Raw genomic sequence first — 15,250 nt, forward strand, 5'->3', positions numbered from 1 at the left:
CAAACCACCTTCGAAACACGCAGCGCCTTGAGTCGCTGATCCAAGAGGCGGCCACTTCGTTAGATCCACCATCATACGGCGCGCTCAATCCAGCCCCCTCGCCCCTCGGGGGAGAGGGCTGGGGTGAGGGGACCGCGCTTCGACCCAGCGCAAAAGCTCAGTCAAACCACCTTCGAAGTGCGCAGCCCCTCAAGTTGCTGATCCGCGAGGCGGCCACTTCGTCACAGATAAACCACTTTCATCCGGCGCGCTCAATCCAGCCCCCTCGCCCCTTTGGGGAGAGGGTTGGGGTGAGGGGATCGCGCTTCGACCCAGCGCAATAGCTCGGTCATTACACCGTCGAGATTCTTCAGCACGTCCAGGTTGCTGAAGCGCAGAACGTCCAGTCCGTGCCGCCTCAAGTACTCGGTGCGCACGCGGTCCTTCGCCAGTCCGGCATCGTCATAGTGCTGTCCGCCATCGAGCTCGATCACGAGCCGCAGCTCGGCGCAATAGAAATCCAGCACATAGGGTGACCACGGATGCTGCCGCCGGAACTTGAATCCCGCCAAACCGCGATTGCGTAGCTGCCGCCACAGCAGGCGCTCGCAATCGGTGAGTTGGTGTCGGAGGGCTCTGGCGAAGTGGCGTTGTTCGGGCGATAGGCGTTCGGTAGGCATCGCACATCCTTGTGTCGGTATAGGCCTCTCGCATCCGTGCGAGAGTTTTGCTTGATCAGCGCGAGGCCGTTGCGTCAATGATGCTCGCGCGTCGCCCTGAACTTCACTTCCGGCCAGCGCTCTTCCATCAGGCTCAGATTGACCCGCGTCGGCGCCAGGTAGGTGAGGTGGCCGCCGCCATCGACCGCCAGGTTCTCGTAGGCCTTGTCGCTGAATTCCTTGAGCTTCTTCTCGTTGTCGCACTCGATCCAGCGGGCCGACCAGACGTTGATCGCCTCGTAGGCGCACTCAACCTTGTATTCCTCCTTCAGCCGGCTGGCGACGACGTCGAACTGCAGCACGCCGACCGCGCCGAGGATGATGTCGTTGTTGCGCTCGGGGAAGAACACCTGGGTGGCGCCTTCTTCCGCCAACTCTTGCAGACCTTGGCGCAGCTGCTTGGACTTCAGCGGGTCCTTCAGGCGTACGCGGCGGAACAGTTCCGGCGCGAAGTGCGGGATGCCGGTGAAACCGAGGTTTTCGCCTTCGGTGAAGGTGTCGCCGATCTGGATGGTGCCGTGGTTGTGCAGGCCGATGATGTCGCCGGCCCAGGCTTCCTCCAGCTGCTCACGCTCGCTCGAGAAGAAGGTCAGGGCATCGGCGATGCGGATGTCCTTGCCGATGCGCGCGTGGCGCAGCTTCATGCCTTTTTCGTACTTGCCCGAGCAGATGCGCATGAAGGCGATGCGGTCGCGGTGCTTGGGGTCCATGTTCGCCTGGATCTTGAAGACGAAGCCGGTGAATTTGTCCTCCACCGGCTCGACGACCCGCTCGTTGGCTTCACGCGGCAGCGGACGCGGCGCCCAGTCGACCACGGCATCGAGCACATGGTCGACACCGAAGTTGCCCAGCGCGGTGCCGAAGAACACCGGGGTCATCTGGCCCTTGATGAATTCGTCCTGGTCGAACTCGTGACAGGCGCCCTGGACCAGTTCCAGCTGTTCGACGAAGCGGTCGTACTCGTCGCCGATGTGCTTGCGCGCTTCGTCGGAGTCAAGCTTCTGGATGATCTTGACGTCGGTGCGCTCATGCCCGTGGCCCGGCGTGTAGACGATGATGTAATCGTCCTTGAGGTGATACACGCCCTTGAAGTCGCGGTAGCAGCCGATCGGCCAGGTAATTGGTGCGGCCTTGATCTTGAGGACCGCCTCGATCTCGTCGAGCAGCTCGATGGGGTCGCGGATGTCGCGGTCGAGCTTGTTGATGAAGCTGACGATGGGTGTGTCGCGCAGGCGGCAAACGTCCATCAGGGCGATGGTGCGCGGCTCGACGCCCTTACCGCCGTCGAGCACCATCAGCGCCGAGTCCACTGCGGTCAGGGTGCGGTAGGTGTCTTCCGAGAAGTCTTCGTGGCCGGGGGTATCGAGCAGGTTGATCATGTGCTCGCGGTAGGGGAACTGCATCACCGAGGTGGTGATGGAGATACCGCGCTGCTTTTCCATTTCCATCCAGTCGGAAGTCGCGTGACGGTCGGATTTACGCGACTTCACGGTGCCGGCCACGGCAATCGCCTTGCCCATCAGCAGCAGCTTTTCGGTGATGGTGGTCTTGCCCGCGTCGGGGTGGGAAATGATGGCGAAGGTGCGGCGCTTCGCGACTTCGGCGGCCTGAGAGGTCATGGCGGTCCCGGTATAGAAAGCGTGTCGGAAAAAGCCGGCGATTATAGCGCAAAGGGCGCCTGAGGATTGCCGCGGCGGTAGTCTGGTCAGTCGCGACGGGACGAGACGAGCGGAACATCCCCGCTGTACATCTGTCGGTTTGAATACGGTAGGTTTGCCGAGAGGATAAAAAAGGAGCTGAGTACGGATTTTTCATTGATCTGAAACAGCTGTGGTTCTAAAGTTCGCGCCCGAACGTCCATGCTGGCAACGATCCATCCGGCTCAAGTACTGACGACGAGAGATCACGATTTTCACCAGACCGCTGCAGCAGCTGCCGTGGGTCTGGCCGTGATACTCGGCGACATGCCTTGGGAAGTAGGCGAACCAAAGTGGGGAAACTGATCAGGCGTTCACCCCTAATCCGACTTTACGTTTCCCGATTTGGAGCCATGCATGTCGATCAAGATCGAAGATTACTACTCCCGTTCCACCTTCCAGAAGATGAAGGATTTCTCTGACCAGCACGAAACGCCATTCGTGGTCATTGATACCCAGACCATCGACAAGGCGTACGACGATCTGCGCGCCGGTTTCGAATTCGCCAAAGTCTATTACGCAGTCAAGGCCAACCCCGCAGTTGAGATCATCGATCTGCTGCGCGACAAGGGTTCGAACTTCGACATCGCGTCGATCTACGAGCTGGACAAGGTGATGTCCCGCGGTGTCGGCCCGGAGCGCATCAGCTACGGCAACACCATCAAGAAAGCCAAGGATATCCGCTACTTTTACGACAAGGGTGTGCGCATGTTCGCCACCGACTCGGAAGCCGATCTGCGCAACATCGCCAAGGCCGCACCGGGTTCGAAAGTCTATGTGCGGATTCTGACCGAAGGCTCGACCACGGCTGACTGGCCGCTTTCGCGCAAGTTCGGCTGCCAGACCGACATGGCGATGGATCTGCTGATTCTTGCGCGTCAGCTGAAGCTGGAGCCGTACGGCATCTCCTTCCACGTCGGCTCGCAGCAGCGTGACATCTCCGTCTGGGACGCCGCGATTGCCAAGGTGAAGGTGATCTTCGAGCGCTTGAAGGAAGAAGACGGCATCGAGCTGAAAATGATCAACATGGGTGGCGGCTTCCCGGCCAACTACATCACCCGTACTAACAGTCTGGAAACCTACGCCGAAGAAATCATCCGCTTCCTCAAGGAAGACTTCGGTGACGACCTGCCGGAAATCATCCTCGAACCAGGCCGTTCGCTGATTGCCAACTCGGGCGTTCTGGTCAGCGAAGTGGTGTTGGTGGCGCGCAAGTCGCGCACCGCCGTTGAGCGCTGGGTCTATACCGACGTCGGCATGTTCTCCGGGCTGATCGAAACCATGGGCGAAGCCATCAAGTTTCCGATCTGGACCGAGAAGAAGGGCGAGATGGAAGAGGTGGTCATCGCCGGCCCGACCTGCGACAGCGCCGACATCATGTATGAGAACTACAAGTACGGCCTGCCGCTGAACCTGGCCATCGGCGACCGTATGTACTGGCTGTCCACCGGTGCCTACACCACCAGCTACAGCGCCGTGGAGTTCAACGGCTTCCCGCCGCTGAAGGCCTACTACATCTGATCAGTGCGATTGGAACGCCGCGATACCGGATGTTCGCGGCGTTTATTTCCGCTAGTTGGCTGGTTAAAACGCTCTCTGTCTGAGCGGCGCTTGGCGTGAGTCGCGCTTGCTAGCTACAGACGCGGCCCATTACAGGCCGCGTGACATGTCTTCAAGGCATCTGTACTTCGATTACTCCATCGGCAGTCATGCTGATTTTCCGGGTGCCGGCTTCGACATCCGGTGTAGGCATGGCATCCATGCGCTTCATCGACACGCTGCGCATCATCTCGGGCTGAAAATTGCCACCGCTGTTCAGGTTGAGGCTGACGATCTTGTAGTCGTTACCGCCCAGTGCCTCGGTGGCCAGCTGCGCACGGGCGCGGAAGGCGGTTACGGCATCCTTGAGCAGGGCATCCTCGTTCTGCTGGCGGATCGAGTCCGACACACTGAAATACATGCCGCCCATTTTCAGGTCTTGCATCAGCTCGCCGGTGAGCTTGGACAGCGTAGCGAAGTCTGCGCTTTCCAGGCGCAGTTCGGCGCGTTCACGCCAGGCAGTGATCTGCTGGCCCTTTTCCTCGTAGACCGGATAACTGCTACGGCTGCCTTGGCTGACCTCGACGCCTTTTGCCTGGCGGGCGGTTTGTAGTGCCTTGTTCATCGCGCGAGTCGTCTGCGCTGCCAACTGCGCCGGGTCTTCGTGCTGCGACTCGGTGAACAGCGTGACATGCATGCGGTCCTGGGCGACCTCGCTGCTGGCTTCGGCGCGCAGCGAAATCTGATTGTAATGTTGCTCGTCGGCTACGGCGGGAAGGCAGGCGATGCAGGCCAGCAGCGCAATGCTGCGCGGGACGGAAACGAACATGGATGCTCCTGAATTCGATGGCACCAGCGGTGCGGCGCAGAGACTTTAGCGTTTTGGCGTGCGCGACGCAGATTTTCTGTGCGTCGCGTTGCCGCAGATCAGCTGTCTTTCCAATGGCTTGGTTATACTCGCGACTCCTTTGGAGACCCCATGCACGCATCCGTTCACCTGCTTTCCGCCAGCCGCCAGAACCTTCGTCTGCTGACCCTGATCCGCGTCCTCGTACTGGCGGCTCAGGCGGGCGCGGTAGGGCTCGCCTTCGCGACCCAGCTGTTTGGTCTGCCGTGGTTTCATCTGGGGGTCACGCTTGGCGTTTCGGCGTTGATCTGCCTGGGTACGGCGCTGCGGCTTCGCCGGCCATGGCCGGTCACTGAGCTTGAATATGCCGGGCACCTGGCAACCGATCTGTTGATCCACAGTGCCCTGCTCTATTACTCGGGCGGCTCGACCAACCCATTCGTTTCCTATTATCTGGTGCCGCTTACCATTGCGGCGGCGACCCTGCCGTGGCTGTATTCGGTAGCGTTGTCCGGACTCGCGCTTGCCGGGTACACCTTGATGCTGGTGTGGTACGACCCGGTCATTGTGCCGCCGGTCGATCGCACCACGCTGCTGGTCTATGGCATGTGGCTGAGTTTCGCGCTGGCGGCAGCGCTGATCACTTTTTTCGTGGCGCGAATGGCTGAACAACTGCGGCGTCAGGAGCAGCTTCAGGCTCAGCGTCGTGAAGAAAGCATGCGCGACCAACAGCTGTTGGCCGTGGCGACCCAGGCCGCCGGTGCCGCGCATGAGCTGGGCACGCCGCTGGCAACCATGAGTGTGCTGCTCAAGGAGTTGCGTCAGGATTACAGGGAGCCAGCGGAACTCAGCGAAGACCTGGCATTGCTGCAATCGCAGGTTCAGTTGTGCAAGGACAGCCTGCGCCAGTTGGTCCGCGCGGCCGAAGCCGATCGTCGCCAGGCCATCGTCGAGCAGACCGTGCGGGAGTGGGTCGAATCGGTGTTGCAGCGCTGGCACCTGATGCATCCGGAGGCCACCTATCGTTTTCAGTGCCTGGGCAAGGGCACGCCCCCGCGCCTGATGCCGCCGGCGGACCTGGGCCAGTCGCTGCTCAATCTGCTGAACAACGCCACCGATGCCAGTCCGGACAATCTGGACATCCGGCTGGATTGGGACGCGCAGTGGATCAAGTTGACCATTCGCGACCACGGCGCGGGTGTACCGCTGGCCATCGCGGAACAGATCGGCAGGCCGTTCATCACGACCAAGGGCAAGGGATTCGGGCTCGGCCTGTTCCTCAGCCAGGCCAGCGTCACGCGCGCCGGAGGCACCGTGAAGCTTTACAATCATGAAGCGGGTGGCACCCTGACCGAGCTGCGCTTGCCGCATGGCTCGGTACGGGCCTGACCAGACGCGATCATTACGCGAGGAATGCAAACATGACCGAAGAGTTGCTGCAGCACGAAGGCGAAGAACAGCCTCATCTGCTGCTGGTAGACGACGATCCGACCTTTACTCGCGTCATGGCGCGCGCCATGAGCCGCCGCGGTCTGCACGTCAGTATTGCCGGTTCAGCGGAAGAGGGCCTGGAAATGGCCAAGCAGGACCTGCCCGACTACGCCGTGCTGGACCTGAAGATGGATGGCGATTCCGGCCTGGTGCTGCTGCCCAAGCTGCTCGAGCTGGACCCGGAAATGAAGGTGCTGATTCTGACCGGTTATTCGAGCATCGCCACCGCTGTCGAAGCCATCAAGCGTGGCGCGTGCAATTACCTGTGCAAACCCGCCGATGCCGACGATGTACTGGCCGCGTTGCTCTCCAAACATGCCGACCTGGATACGCTGGTGCCGGAAAACCCGATGTCGGTGGACCGCCTGCAATGGGAGCACATCCAGCGCGTGCTCGCCGAGCACGATGGCAATATCTCAGCCACTGCCCGTGCGCTGGGGATGCACCGGCGTACGCTGCAGCGCAAACTGCAGAAGCGCCCCGTACGGCGCTGATCGTCTTGCAAGCCAGCGCCAATGGCCTCGGCTGTTAGCGCAGCACTCTTTGTATGCCGGATCGATAGCCTGACGAGGCTCGATCCGGCATCTTCCTTTACCGTATCGTCCCTTCCTGACCCTTCTCTCGAGCCTCGCCATGCTGCCCGTGGTTCTGCAGACCCTGAGCGTTACCGCTCCGGTATTCGTGATGCTGTTCATCGGCCTCGCCTTGATGCGTCTGCGCTTGATCGATTCGACATTCATCCACACCGCATCGACGCTGGTGTTCAAGGCGACGATGCCAACCTTGCTGTTCCTATCGGTCATCAAGGCGGATCTGAACGCTGCGCTTCAGCCCACGCTGCTCGCCTATTACGTTGCTGCGACGGTGGGAGGATTTCTGCTGGCGTGGGCATGGGCGCTTTGGCGCTGTCCGGTCTCCGATCGTGGCGTCTACGTACAGGGTGCGTTTCGCGGCAACAACGGAGTGGTGGGGTTGGCGTTGGCAACCAGTCTCTATGGAGACTACGGGCTCTCGCTTGGCGGCGTGCTGGCCGGGTTGGTGATCCTGTTGTACAACAGCCTGTCCGCAGTGGTGCTGGCGATCTACAGCCCGGACGGTGAGGCTGATGCGGGGGCCATCGTTCGCAGCATCTTGCGCAACCCGTTGGTCATCGCAGTAGCTGCGGCGATACCTTTTGCTTACTGGCAAATCGCGCTGCCCGACTGGCTGGAGACGTCTGGGCAGTATTTCGCTCAACTGACGTTGCCGCTGGCGCTGATCTGCATTGGCGGCACGCTGTCGATTTCCGTATTGCGCGAGAGCAGCCGCGTCGCGATGAGCTCGAGTCTGATGAAAATGGTCTGGTTCCCGGCGTTGGCAACGCTGGGAGCCTGGCTATGCGGTTTTCGTGGCGCCGAGCTGGGCATCCTGTTTCTCTACTTCGGCTGCCCGACGGCATCGTCCAGCTTTGTCATGGCACGCGCCGTCAATTCCAATCATCAGCTGGCCGCTACCATCATCGCCATCACCACGCTCGGCGCGGTGCTGACGATCAATATCGGATTGTTCCTGCTGGGCTGGGTCGGCTGGATCTGACCAGCCGGCCCTGAGCATCAGGCGCGCTGGGTCTTCCAGGCCCGACCGGAGATGACCAGCAAGGTGACCATGGTCAGCGGCACCACGTAGCCGATCATGGCGTCGCCGAACACTTCAGCCAAAGGCCGGCCGGTGCTGACCAGCACCAGGTAGACGGTATAGGCGAGGTAGTAAGCAACGAACAGCAGGCCTTCCCAGCGATTGATGGCATAACCGCTAAAGAAAATCGGAAGACAGGCCAGGGCGACGGCGATCATCACCGGGAAGTCGAAAGCCAGCGCATTGGCAGCCACGCCGATCGCATCGGGTGATACCAGCGAGGCCAGCCCCAGCACGCAGAGCAGGTTGAAGATGTTGCTGCCGACGATGTTGCCGACCGCGATATCACGTTCGCCGCGTATGGCCGCGAGGACGGACGTGGCCAGTTCCGGCAGTGAGGTGCCGATGGCGATCACCGTCAGGCCGATCACCAGTTCCGACAGGCCCAACGCGCGAGCCAGTGAGACTGCGCCTTCGACCAGAAAATTCGAGCCGGTGACCAGCAGAACCAGTCCCGCAACAACGAGGCTGGCGTTGATCAAAGAGGCATAGGGCTTGGGTGTTTCGTCGAGACCGAATTCCTTGGCGAACTCATCGTCGGCGGTGGCGGCAGCATTGGCGCGGCGGCTGCTAATGATCAGAAACAGCGTGTAGCCGATCACCGCTGAAAACAGCAGTGCGCCATCAAGGCGGCTGAGCGAGCCGTCCCAGGCCAGGGCGTAGGTGATCAGACTGGCGCCGATCATGATCGGCACGTCGAGTCGAATCAGCTGGCGTGAAACCACCAAGGGCGCGATCAGCGCGGTGACGCCGAGGATCAGCAGAACGTTGGCGATGTTGCTGCCGAGTACGTTGCCGATGGCGATGTCGCCGCTGCCGTTGAGAGCGGCCTGTACGCTGACCGCGGTTTCCGGTGCGCTGGTGCCGAACGCCACCACGGTGAGACCGATGATCAGTGGCGGGATACCGAACTGGGCAGCGAGTTTGGCGGCGCCACGGACCAATACCTCGGCGCCAGCGACGAGTAGTACCAGGCCGGCTATCAAGTAAACGAACGTCATCGCAGACACGATGGAGGGCTCCAGATGGAATGAAAATTAGGGGGGTTAGCGCTGGTGCTTCCAGGCGCGCAGAAAGATCACCAAAAGCGTAATGGCGGTCAAGGGCAATACGTACCAAGTCATTGCGTGACGCAGCAGGTTGATTGCCGGCAGGCCGGTGGAAAACATCACCAGATACAGCGTGTAGGCCACGTAATAGCCAAAAAACATCGTGCCTTCCCAGCGGTTGATGCGGTAGCCGGAGAAAAAGATCGGCAGGCAGGCGGCGAACACGGCAAGCATGACCGGGATATCGAAGGCTAAGGCATTTGGCGAAATGGACAGGCCTTCGGGCGAAATCGCCGCACCGGCACCCAGCACCAGCAGCAGATTGAAGATGCAACTGCCGACGATATTACCCACGGCGATGTCGCGCTCACCGCGATAGACCGCCAGCAGCGAAGTTGCGAGTTCCGGCATGGAGGTCCCGACGGCGATCACGGTCAGGCCGATGACCAACTCCGACAATCCCAGGGCTCGGGCCAGGGCCACCGCGCCCTCGATGAGCAGGTTGGAACCCAGGATCAGCAAACCCAGACCGACCAGCACCAGGGTCAGCTGGAGAATCCAGCCGAGCGGTGGCGCGTTACGGTCCGCACCGTATTCGTCGCGGAACTCGTCAGGCTGCACTGACGCTTCCCGCTTGCTCGCGATCACCAGAAAGCCTGTGTAGAGCAGCAGCAGCGCCATCAGAATTAGCCCGTCAATCTGGCTGAGCCGGCCGTTCCACGACAGAGCGAACGTCAGCAGGCCGGCGCCGATCATCACCGGTACGTCGAGACGTACCAATTGCCGAGACACCACCAATGGCGCAACCAGCGCCGAGAGACCGAGAATGAGCAGGATGTTGGCGATGTTGCTGCCGATCACATTGCCGACGGCGATATCCCCGCTGCCGTTCAGCGAGGCTTGGATGCTTACCGCTGTTTCTGGTGCGCTGGTGCCGAACGCGACGACAGTCAGGCCAATGATCAGCGGCGAAATGCCGAAGCGTGCCGCCAGCTTGGCGGCGCCTTTTACCAGCGCTTCGGCGCCAGCGACCAGCAGCACAAGGCCGCCGATCAGGTAGGCCAGGGTCATAAAACTCATCAGTGATCCTTTGGAAAAACAGTCTGCAATCAGTCCAGCGTTTCGATCCTTACTGGAGCGATGCCTTCCTCGAGCAGGTCAATGCGATTCGCAGCCACTCGTGAGAGATCGATGATTCGGCCCGGTTCAAAAGGCCCGCGATCATTGATGCGCACGGTGACTTGCTTGCCGTTCTCCAGATTGGTGACTTGCACGCGCGTGTCGAAGGGAAGCGTCTTATGTGCGGCCACCAGTTCGTTCTGGTTGAAGGTTTCGCCGCTGGCCGTTTCCTTTCCTTGAAAGCTGCGAGCGTAGTACGAAGCCTCGCCTTTCTGGACGACGGTGCTTTCAGTGGCATCCGCCTCTGGCGACTCGGTACAACCGGCGGCGAGGGCAAGCAGGATCGGGGCGGTCAGTATTCGGGTTTGCATGAGAGCAATCCTTCCTGAACGGATCAGGCTGCGGTTACTGGTTCGGTTTCGTCAGCTTTGGATCGTCAATGGGCGCGGCCGTTCACTGGCCCATGAACTGCAGTGATGGGCTCGGCTCAATAAAAGGAACGGGCCCTGTCGGGCCCGTATCGGTCAGCCTTCCAGCTTGCTATTGAGCAACTGGTTGACCTGGGCGGGGTTGGCTTTGCCTTTCGAGGCCTTCATGGCTTGGCCGACGAAGAAGCCGAACATCTTGCCGCGCTTGGCTTCGTCGCTGGCGCGGTACTGTTCGACCTGCTCGGCGTTGGCGGCGAGCACCTCGTCGAGCATCTTCTCGATCGCACCGCTATCGGTGACCTGCTTGAGGCCTTTTTTCTCGATGATCTCGTCGGCCGAGCCTTCGCCCGCGGCCATGGCCTCGAACACCATCTTGGCGATCTTGCCGCTGATGGTGTTGTCCTTGATGCGCTGGATCATGCCGCCTAGCTGCTCGGCTGAGACTGGCGACTGCTCGATATCCAGGTTGTCCTTGTTGAGCAGGCTGGAGAGCTCGCCCATGACCCAGTTGGCGGCCAACTTGGCGTCGCCGCAGACGCGCTGCACCGCTTCGAAGTAATCGGCCATCTCACGGCTGGCGGCCAGCACATCGGCATCATAGGCAGACAGGCCGAACTCGCGTTCGAAACGCTCGCGCTTCTCGACGGGCAGCTCAGGCAGGCTGGCGCGCACCTCGTCGAGGAAGCTCTGCTCAATCACCACCGGCAGCAGATCGGGGCAGGGGAAGTAGCGGTAGTCGTTGGCTTCTTCCTTGCTCCGCATCGAGCGCGTTTCGTCCTTGTTCGGGTCATACAGGCGAGTTTCCTGCACCACCTTGCCGCCGTCTTCGATCAGCTCGATCTGCCGCTGCACTTCATGGTTGATGGCTTTTTCGATAAAGCGGAAGGAGTTGACGTTCTTGATCTCGGCGCGGGTGCCGAACTCGACCTGGCCCTTCGGCCGGACCGACACGTTGCAGTCGCAACGCAGCGAGCCTTCGGCCATGTTGCCGTCGCAGATACCGAGATAACGCACCAGCGCGTGGATCGCCTTGACGTAGGCGACCGCTTCCTTGGCGCTGCGGATGTCCGGCTCGGAGACGATTTCCAGCAGCGGCGTGCCGGCGCGGTTCAGATCGATACCGCTCATGCCCTGGAAGTCTTCGTGCAGGCTTTTGCCGGCGTCCTCTTCCAGGTGCGCGCGAGTGATGCCAATGCGGCGGGTGCTGCCGTCTTCCAGGGTGATGTCCAGATAGCCTTTGCCGACGATCGGGTGATCCATCTGGCTGGTCTGGTAACCCTTGGGAAGGTCCGGGTAGAAGTAGTTCTTGCGCGCGAAGACGTTTTTGTCAGCGATCTCGGCATCAATCGCCAAACCGAACTTGCAAGCCATGCGCACGGCTTCGGCATTGAGTACCGGCAGCGTGCCGGGCATGCCCAGATCTACCAGGCTGGCCTGGGTGTTGGGTTCGGCGCCGAATGATGTGGCGCTACCCGAGAAGATTTTCGATTGAGTCGCGAGCTGTGCGTGGATTTCCAGCCCGATCACGGTTTCCCATTGCATGTGTTCGTCCTCAGAATCCGCTCGGTGCTTGTTTGTGCCACTCGGTGACCTGTTGGTACTGATGAGCAACGTTGAGCAAGCGGCCTTCCTGGAAATACGGCGCCAGCAATTGCACGCCTACCGGTAAACCGTCGATGAAGCCGGCCGGCATGGAAATGCCGGGGATACCGGCCAGGTTGGCGGTGATGGTGTAGATGTCTTCGAGGTAGGCCGAGACCGGGTCGGCGTTCTTCTCGCCGAGCTTCCATGCCAGGTTCGGCGTGGTCGGGCCGAGGATCACGTCGACCTCTTCGAAGGCGCTGACGAAGTCGTTCTTGATCAGGCGACGGATTTTCTGTGCCTTCAGGTAGTAGGCGTCGTAGTAGCCGGCGGACAAGGCATAGGTGCCGACCATGATCCGACGGCGGACCTCATCGCCGAAGCCTTCCGCGCGGGAACGCTTATAGAGGTCGGTCAGGTCTGCGGGGTTCTCGCAGCGATAACCGAAACGTACGCCGTCGAAGCGCGACAGGTTGGAGCTGGCCTCAGCCGGCGCGATCACATAATAGGACGGGATCGCGTGCTGCATGTTTGGCAGGCTGATGTCCTTCACTGTGGCGCCGAGCTTTTTCAGCTCTTCGACGGCCGCCATCACGGCAGCGGCAATCTTGGCATCCAGGCCGCTGCCGAAATATTCCTTCGGCAGGCCGATGCGCAGGCCGGAAAGTGGCTTTTCCAGCGCGGAGAGATAGTCGTCCAGCGGCTGGTCGGCGCTGGTCGAATCCTTCGGATCGAAGCCGGCCATGGCGCCCAACATCAAGGCGCAGTCTTCTGCCGTGCGGGCCAGCGGGCCGCCCTGGTCGAGGCTGGAGGCGTAGGCGATCATGCCCCAGCGCGAAACGCGACCGTAGGTTGGCTTGAGACCGGTGAGGTTGGTCAGCGCTGCAGGCTGGCGGATCGAACCGCCCGTATCGCTGCCGGTGGCGGCAGGTAACAGGCGCGCCGCGACGGCTGCCGCTGAACCGCCGGACGAGCCGCCCGGTACGCGGCTGATATCCCAGGGGTTCTTCACGGCGCCGTAGTAGCTTGACTCGTTGGCCGAGCCCATGGCGAATTCGTCCATGTTCAGCTTGCCCAGCGAGACCGCGCCGGCAGCTGAAAGCCGTTCAACGATCGTGGCATCGTAGGGCGCTTGAAAGTTGTCGAGAATTTTCGAGCCGCAGCTGGTTCGGACGCCCTCGGTGCAGAACAGATCCTTGTGACCGATAGGCGCTCCGAGCAGTGCGCCAGCTTCACCGTTGGCGCGGCGTACGTCGGCGGCTTTGGCCTGAGCGATGGCCTGCTCTTCGGTGACGGTAATAAAACTGTTGAGCTGTGGATCGAGCTGCCCGATTCGAGTCAGCAGCGAGCGGGTCAGCTCTTCGGCGGAGAACTGCTTGGCGGCCAGTGCGCGGGCAATCTCGGCGAGGGTCAATTGATGCATGTCGGCGTCCTTCATTACTCGATCACCCGCGGAACCAGATACAGGCCGTCTTCCACGGCCGGGGCGATGGCCTGGTAGGCGTCGCGCTGGTTGGTTTCGGTGACCTCGTCGGCACGCAGGCGCTGGCTGGTTTCTAGCGGGTGAGCCAGGGGCTCGATGCCCGTGGTGTCCACGGCCTGCATGCGATCGATCAGGCCGAGGATGTTGTTCAGGGTCTCGGTGGTGCGGGGCAGATCGTCTTCATTCAGACCCAGGCGGGCCAGATGAGCGATCTTTTCCACCTCGGAGCGTTCAAGCGCCATCGGGATTCTCCAGCGGGAAGCGAGTCGGGTGCGCCTTTCGTCGGCAAAGCTCGACGAGGGGCGGCGGGTTCGAGCCGCAGCGGTGGGCATTCGAGCCCGGAAAAGCCGTCAATCTTACATGCCTGCGGGGCTTCTCGGTAGCACGGCTGCGGCTTGCGGGGTTTTTCAGGTAGGCCATGCATTTCGCGCAATGGCTCACGTATAGCTCGATAACCGCGGACTCTCGCCTTGCCCTAACTTCGCACCATTGTTAGAGTTTGCGGCACTTTTTTCCCCACGCGTTTGCCTCAGGGCCCTTTTCCCATGTTCAAGAAACTGCGTGGCATGTTTTCCAGCGATCTGTCGATCGACCTGGGCACTGCCAATACCCTTATTTATGTGCGCGATCGCGGCATCGTCCTGAACGAGCCCTCGGTCGTCGCCATCCGTACCCATGGCAACCAGAAGAGTGTTGTCGCCGTGGGTACCGACGCCAAGCGCATGCTGGGTCGTACGCCAGGCAACATCAACGCCATCCGCCCGATGAAAGATGGCGTCATCGCCGATTTCAGCGTCTGCGAAAAGATGCTCCAGTATTTCATCAACAAAGTTCACGAAAACAGCTTCCTCCAGCCCAGCCCTCGTGTGTTGATCTGCGTTCCATGCAAATCCACCCAGGTTGAGCGCCGTGCGATTCGCGAGTCCGCGTTGGGTGCAGGCGCGCGCGAAGTGTTTCTGATCGAAGAGCCGATGGCCGCCGCCATCGGTGCCGGCTTGCCGGTTGATGAAGCGCGTGGCTCGATGGTCGTGGACATCGGCGGTGGCACCACCGAAATCGCCCTGATCTCGCTGAATGGCGTGGTCTACGCCGAATCCGTTCGCGTCGGTGGTGACCGCTTCGACGAGTCCATCGTGACCTACGTGCGCCGTAACTACGGCAGCCTGATCGGTGAGTCCACCGCCGAGCGCATCAAGCAGGAAATCGGTACTGCATTTCCAAGCAACGACATTCGTGAAGTGGACGTCCGTGGCCGCAACCTGGCCGAAGGCGTACCGCGCAGCTTTACCCTCAATTCCAATGAGGTTCTCGAAGCACTGCAGGAATCCCTGGCAACCATCGTCCAAGCGGTCAAGAGCGCTCTGGAGCAGTCTCCGCCGGAACTGGCTTCCGATATCGCGGAGCGCGGCCTGGTCCTGACCGGTGGTGGCGCGCTGCTGCGTGACCTGGACAAGCTGCTGGCCCAGGAAACCGGCTTGCCGGTCATTGTCGCTGAAGAGCCGCTGACCTGCGTGGCGCGCGGTGGCGGCCGTGCATTGGAAATGATGGACCGTCACGCCATGGACCTGCTGTCCACCGAGTGAGCCAGAAGCGGTAAGCTCCAAGCGACAAGCCGATAGCAGGATGCTGCTCTCGGCTTGTCGC

Annotated in this window: 14 protein-coding genes; 5 read left to right on the plus strand and 9 right to left on the minus strand. The window is 61.1% G+C overall.

What is annotated here, in order from left to right; genetic code table 11:
- Positions 1–251: 251 nt before the first annotated feature.
- Positions 252–659 (minus strand): endonuclease domain-containing protein, encoded by a 408-nt coding sequence (locus PSTU_RS0118905; protein WP_019342587.1) that lies wholly within the window; start codon positions 657–659, stop codon positions 252–254.
- A 74-nt stretch (positions 660–733) separates the two neighbouring features.
- The gene (locus PSTU_RS0118910; protein WP_019342588.1) at positions 734–2,317 is read right to left on the minus strand and encodes a peptide chain release factor 3; all 1,584 of its coding nucleotides are present in this window, start codon (positions 2,315–2,317) and stop codon (positions 734–736) included.
- A gap of 435 nt (positions 2,318–2,752) precedes the next feature.
- Here PSTU_RS0118910 and PSTU_RS0118915 point away from each other — a divergent pair, with 435 nt between their 5' ends.
- Positions 2,753–3,916, plus strand: a complete 1,164-nt coding sequence (locus tag PSTU_RS0118915; protein WP_019342589.1) for a type III PLP-dependent enzyme — start codon at positions 2,753–2,755, stop codon at positions 3,914–3,916.
- 151 nt (positions 3,917–4,067) lie between these two features.
- On the opposite strand, the gene PSTU_RS0118920 is transcribed toward PSTU_RS0118915, so the two are convergent.
- On the minus strand, positions 4,068–4,763 hold the full coding sequence (locus PSTU_RS0118920; RefSeq protein WP_019342590.1) for an SIMPL domain-containing protein: 696 nt from the start codon (positions 4,761–4,763) through the stop codon (positions 4,068–4,070).
- Between the two features lie 150 nt (positions 4,764–4,913).
- Here PSTU_RS0118920 and PSTU_RS0118925 point away from each other — a divergent pair, with 150 nt between their 5' ends.
- From PSTU_RS0118925 to PSTU_RS0118935, 3 genes are all read left to right on the plus strand, one after another.
- A complete protein-coding gene (locus PSTU_RS0118925) occupies positions 4,914–6,170 on the plus strand; it encodes an ATP-binding protein (RefSeq protein WP_019342591.1) in 1,257 nt (418 codons plus the stop codon).
- Positions 6,171–6,202: 32 nt separating this feature from the next.
- A complete protein-coding gene (locus PSTU_RS0118930) occupies positions 6,203–6,766 on the plus strand; it encodes a response regulator transcription factor (protein WP_019342592.1) in 564 nt (187 codons plus the stop codon).
- 139 nt (positions 6,767–6,905) lie between these two features.
- The gene (locus PSTU_RS0118935) at positions 6,906–7,847 is read left to right on the plus strand and encodes an AEC family transporter (protein WP_019342593.1); all 942 of its coding nucleotides are present in this window, start codon (positions 6,906–6,908) and stop codon (positions 7,845–7,847) included.
- A gap of 17 nt (positions 7,848–7,864) precedes the next feature.
- On the opposite strand, the gene PSTU_RS0118940 is transcribed toward PSTU_RS0118935, so the two are convergent.
- The 6 genes from PSTU_RS0118940 to gatC form a co-directional block, all read right to left on the minus strand.
- Positions 7,865–8,956, minus strand: coding sequence for a calcium/sodium antiporter (locus tag PSTU_RS0118940; protein WP_019342594.1), 1,092 nt, complete (start codon positions 8,954–8,956; stop codon positions 7,865–7,867).
- A gap of 36 nt (positions 8,957–8,992) precedes the next feature.
- Complete coding sequence (locus PSTU_RS0118945; protein WP_019342595.1) at positions 8,993–10,075, minus strand: calcium/sodium antiporter; 1,083 nt, start codon at positions 10,073–10,075, stop codon at positions 8,993–8,995.
- Between the two features lie 29 nt (positions 10,076–10,104).
- On the minus strand, positions 10,105–10,485 hold the full coding sequence (locus PSTU_RS0118950; protein ID WP_019342596.1) for a septal ring lytic transglycosylase RlpA family protein: 381 nt from the start codon (positions 10,483–10,485) through the stop codon (positions 10,105–10,107).
- A gap of 153 nt (positions 10,486–10,638) precedes the next feature.
- The gene (gene gatB / locus PSTU_RS0118955) at positions 10,639–12,084 is read right to left on the minus strand and encodes an Asp-tRNA(Asn)/Glu-tRNA(Gln) amidotransferase subunit GatB (RefSeq protein WP_019342597.1); all 1,446 of its coding nucleotides are present in this window, start codon (positions 12,082–12,084) and stop codon (positions 10,639–10,641) included.
- A gap of 10 nt (positions 12,085–12,094) precedes the next feature.
- The gene (gatA, locus tag PSTU_RS0118960) at positions 12,095–13,546 is read right to left on the minus strand and encodes an Asp-tRNA(Asn)/Glu-tRNA(Gln) amidotransferase subunit GatA (RefSeq protein WP_029404877.1); all 1,452 of its coding nucleotides are present in this window, start codon (positions 13,544–13,546) and stop codon (positions 12,095–12,097) included.
- 14 nt (positions 13,547–13,560) lie between these two features.
- Positions 13,561–13,848 (minus strand): Asp-tRNA(Asn)/Glu-tRNA(Gln) amidotransferase subunit GatC, encoded by a 288-nt coding sequence (gatC, locus tag PSTU_RS0118965; protein WP_019342599.1) that lies wholly within the window; start codon positions 13,846–13,848, stop codon positions 13,561–13,563.
- Between the two features lie 303 nt (positions 13,849–14,151).
- Between gatC and mreB the strand changes: the two genes are divergently transcribed.
- The gene (gene mreB / locus PSTU_RS0118970) at positions 14,152–15,189 is read left to right on the plus strand and encodes a rod shape-determining protein MreB (RefSeq protein ID WP_019342600.1); all 1,038 of its coding nucleotides are present in this window, start codon (positions 14,152–14,154) and stop codon (positions 15,187–15,189) included.
- Positions 15,190–15,250 lie beyond the last annotated feature (61 nt).

Source organism: Stutzerimonas stutzeri SDM-LAC (assembly GCF_000235745.1).
GTDB lineage: Bacteria > Pseudomonadota > Gammaproteobacteria > Pseudomonadales > Pseudomonadaceae > Stutzerimonas > Stutzerimonas stutzeri_H.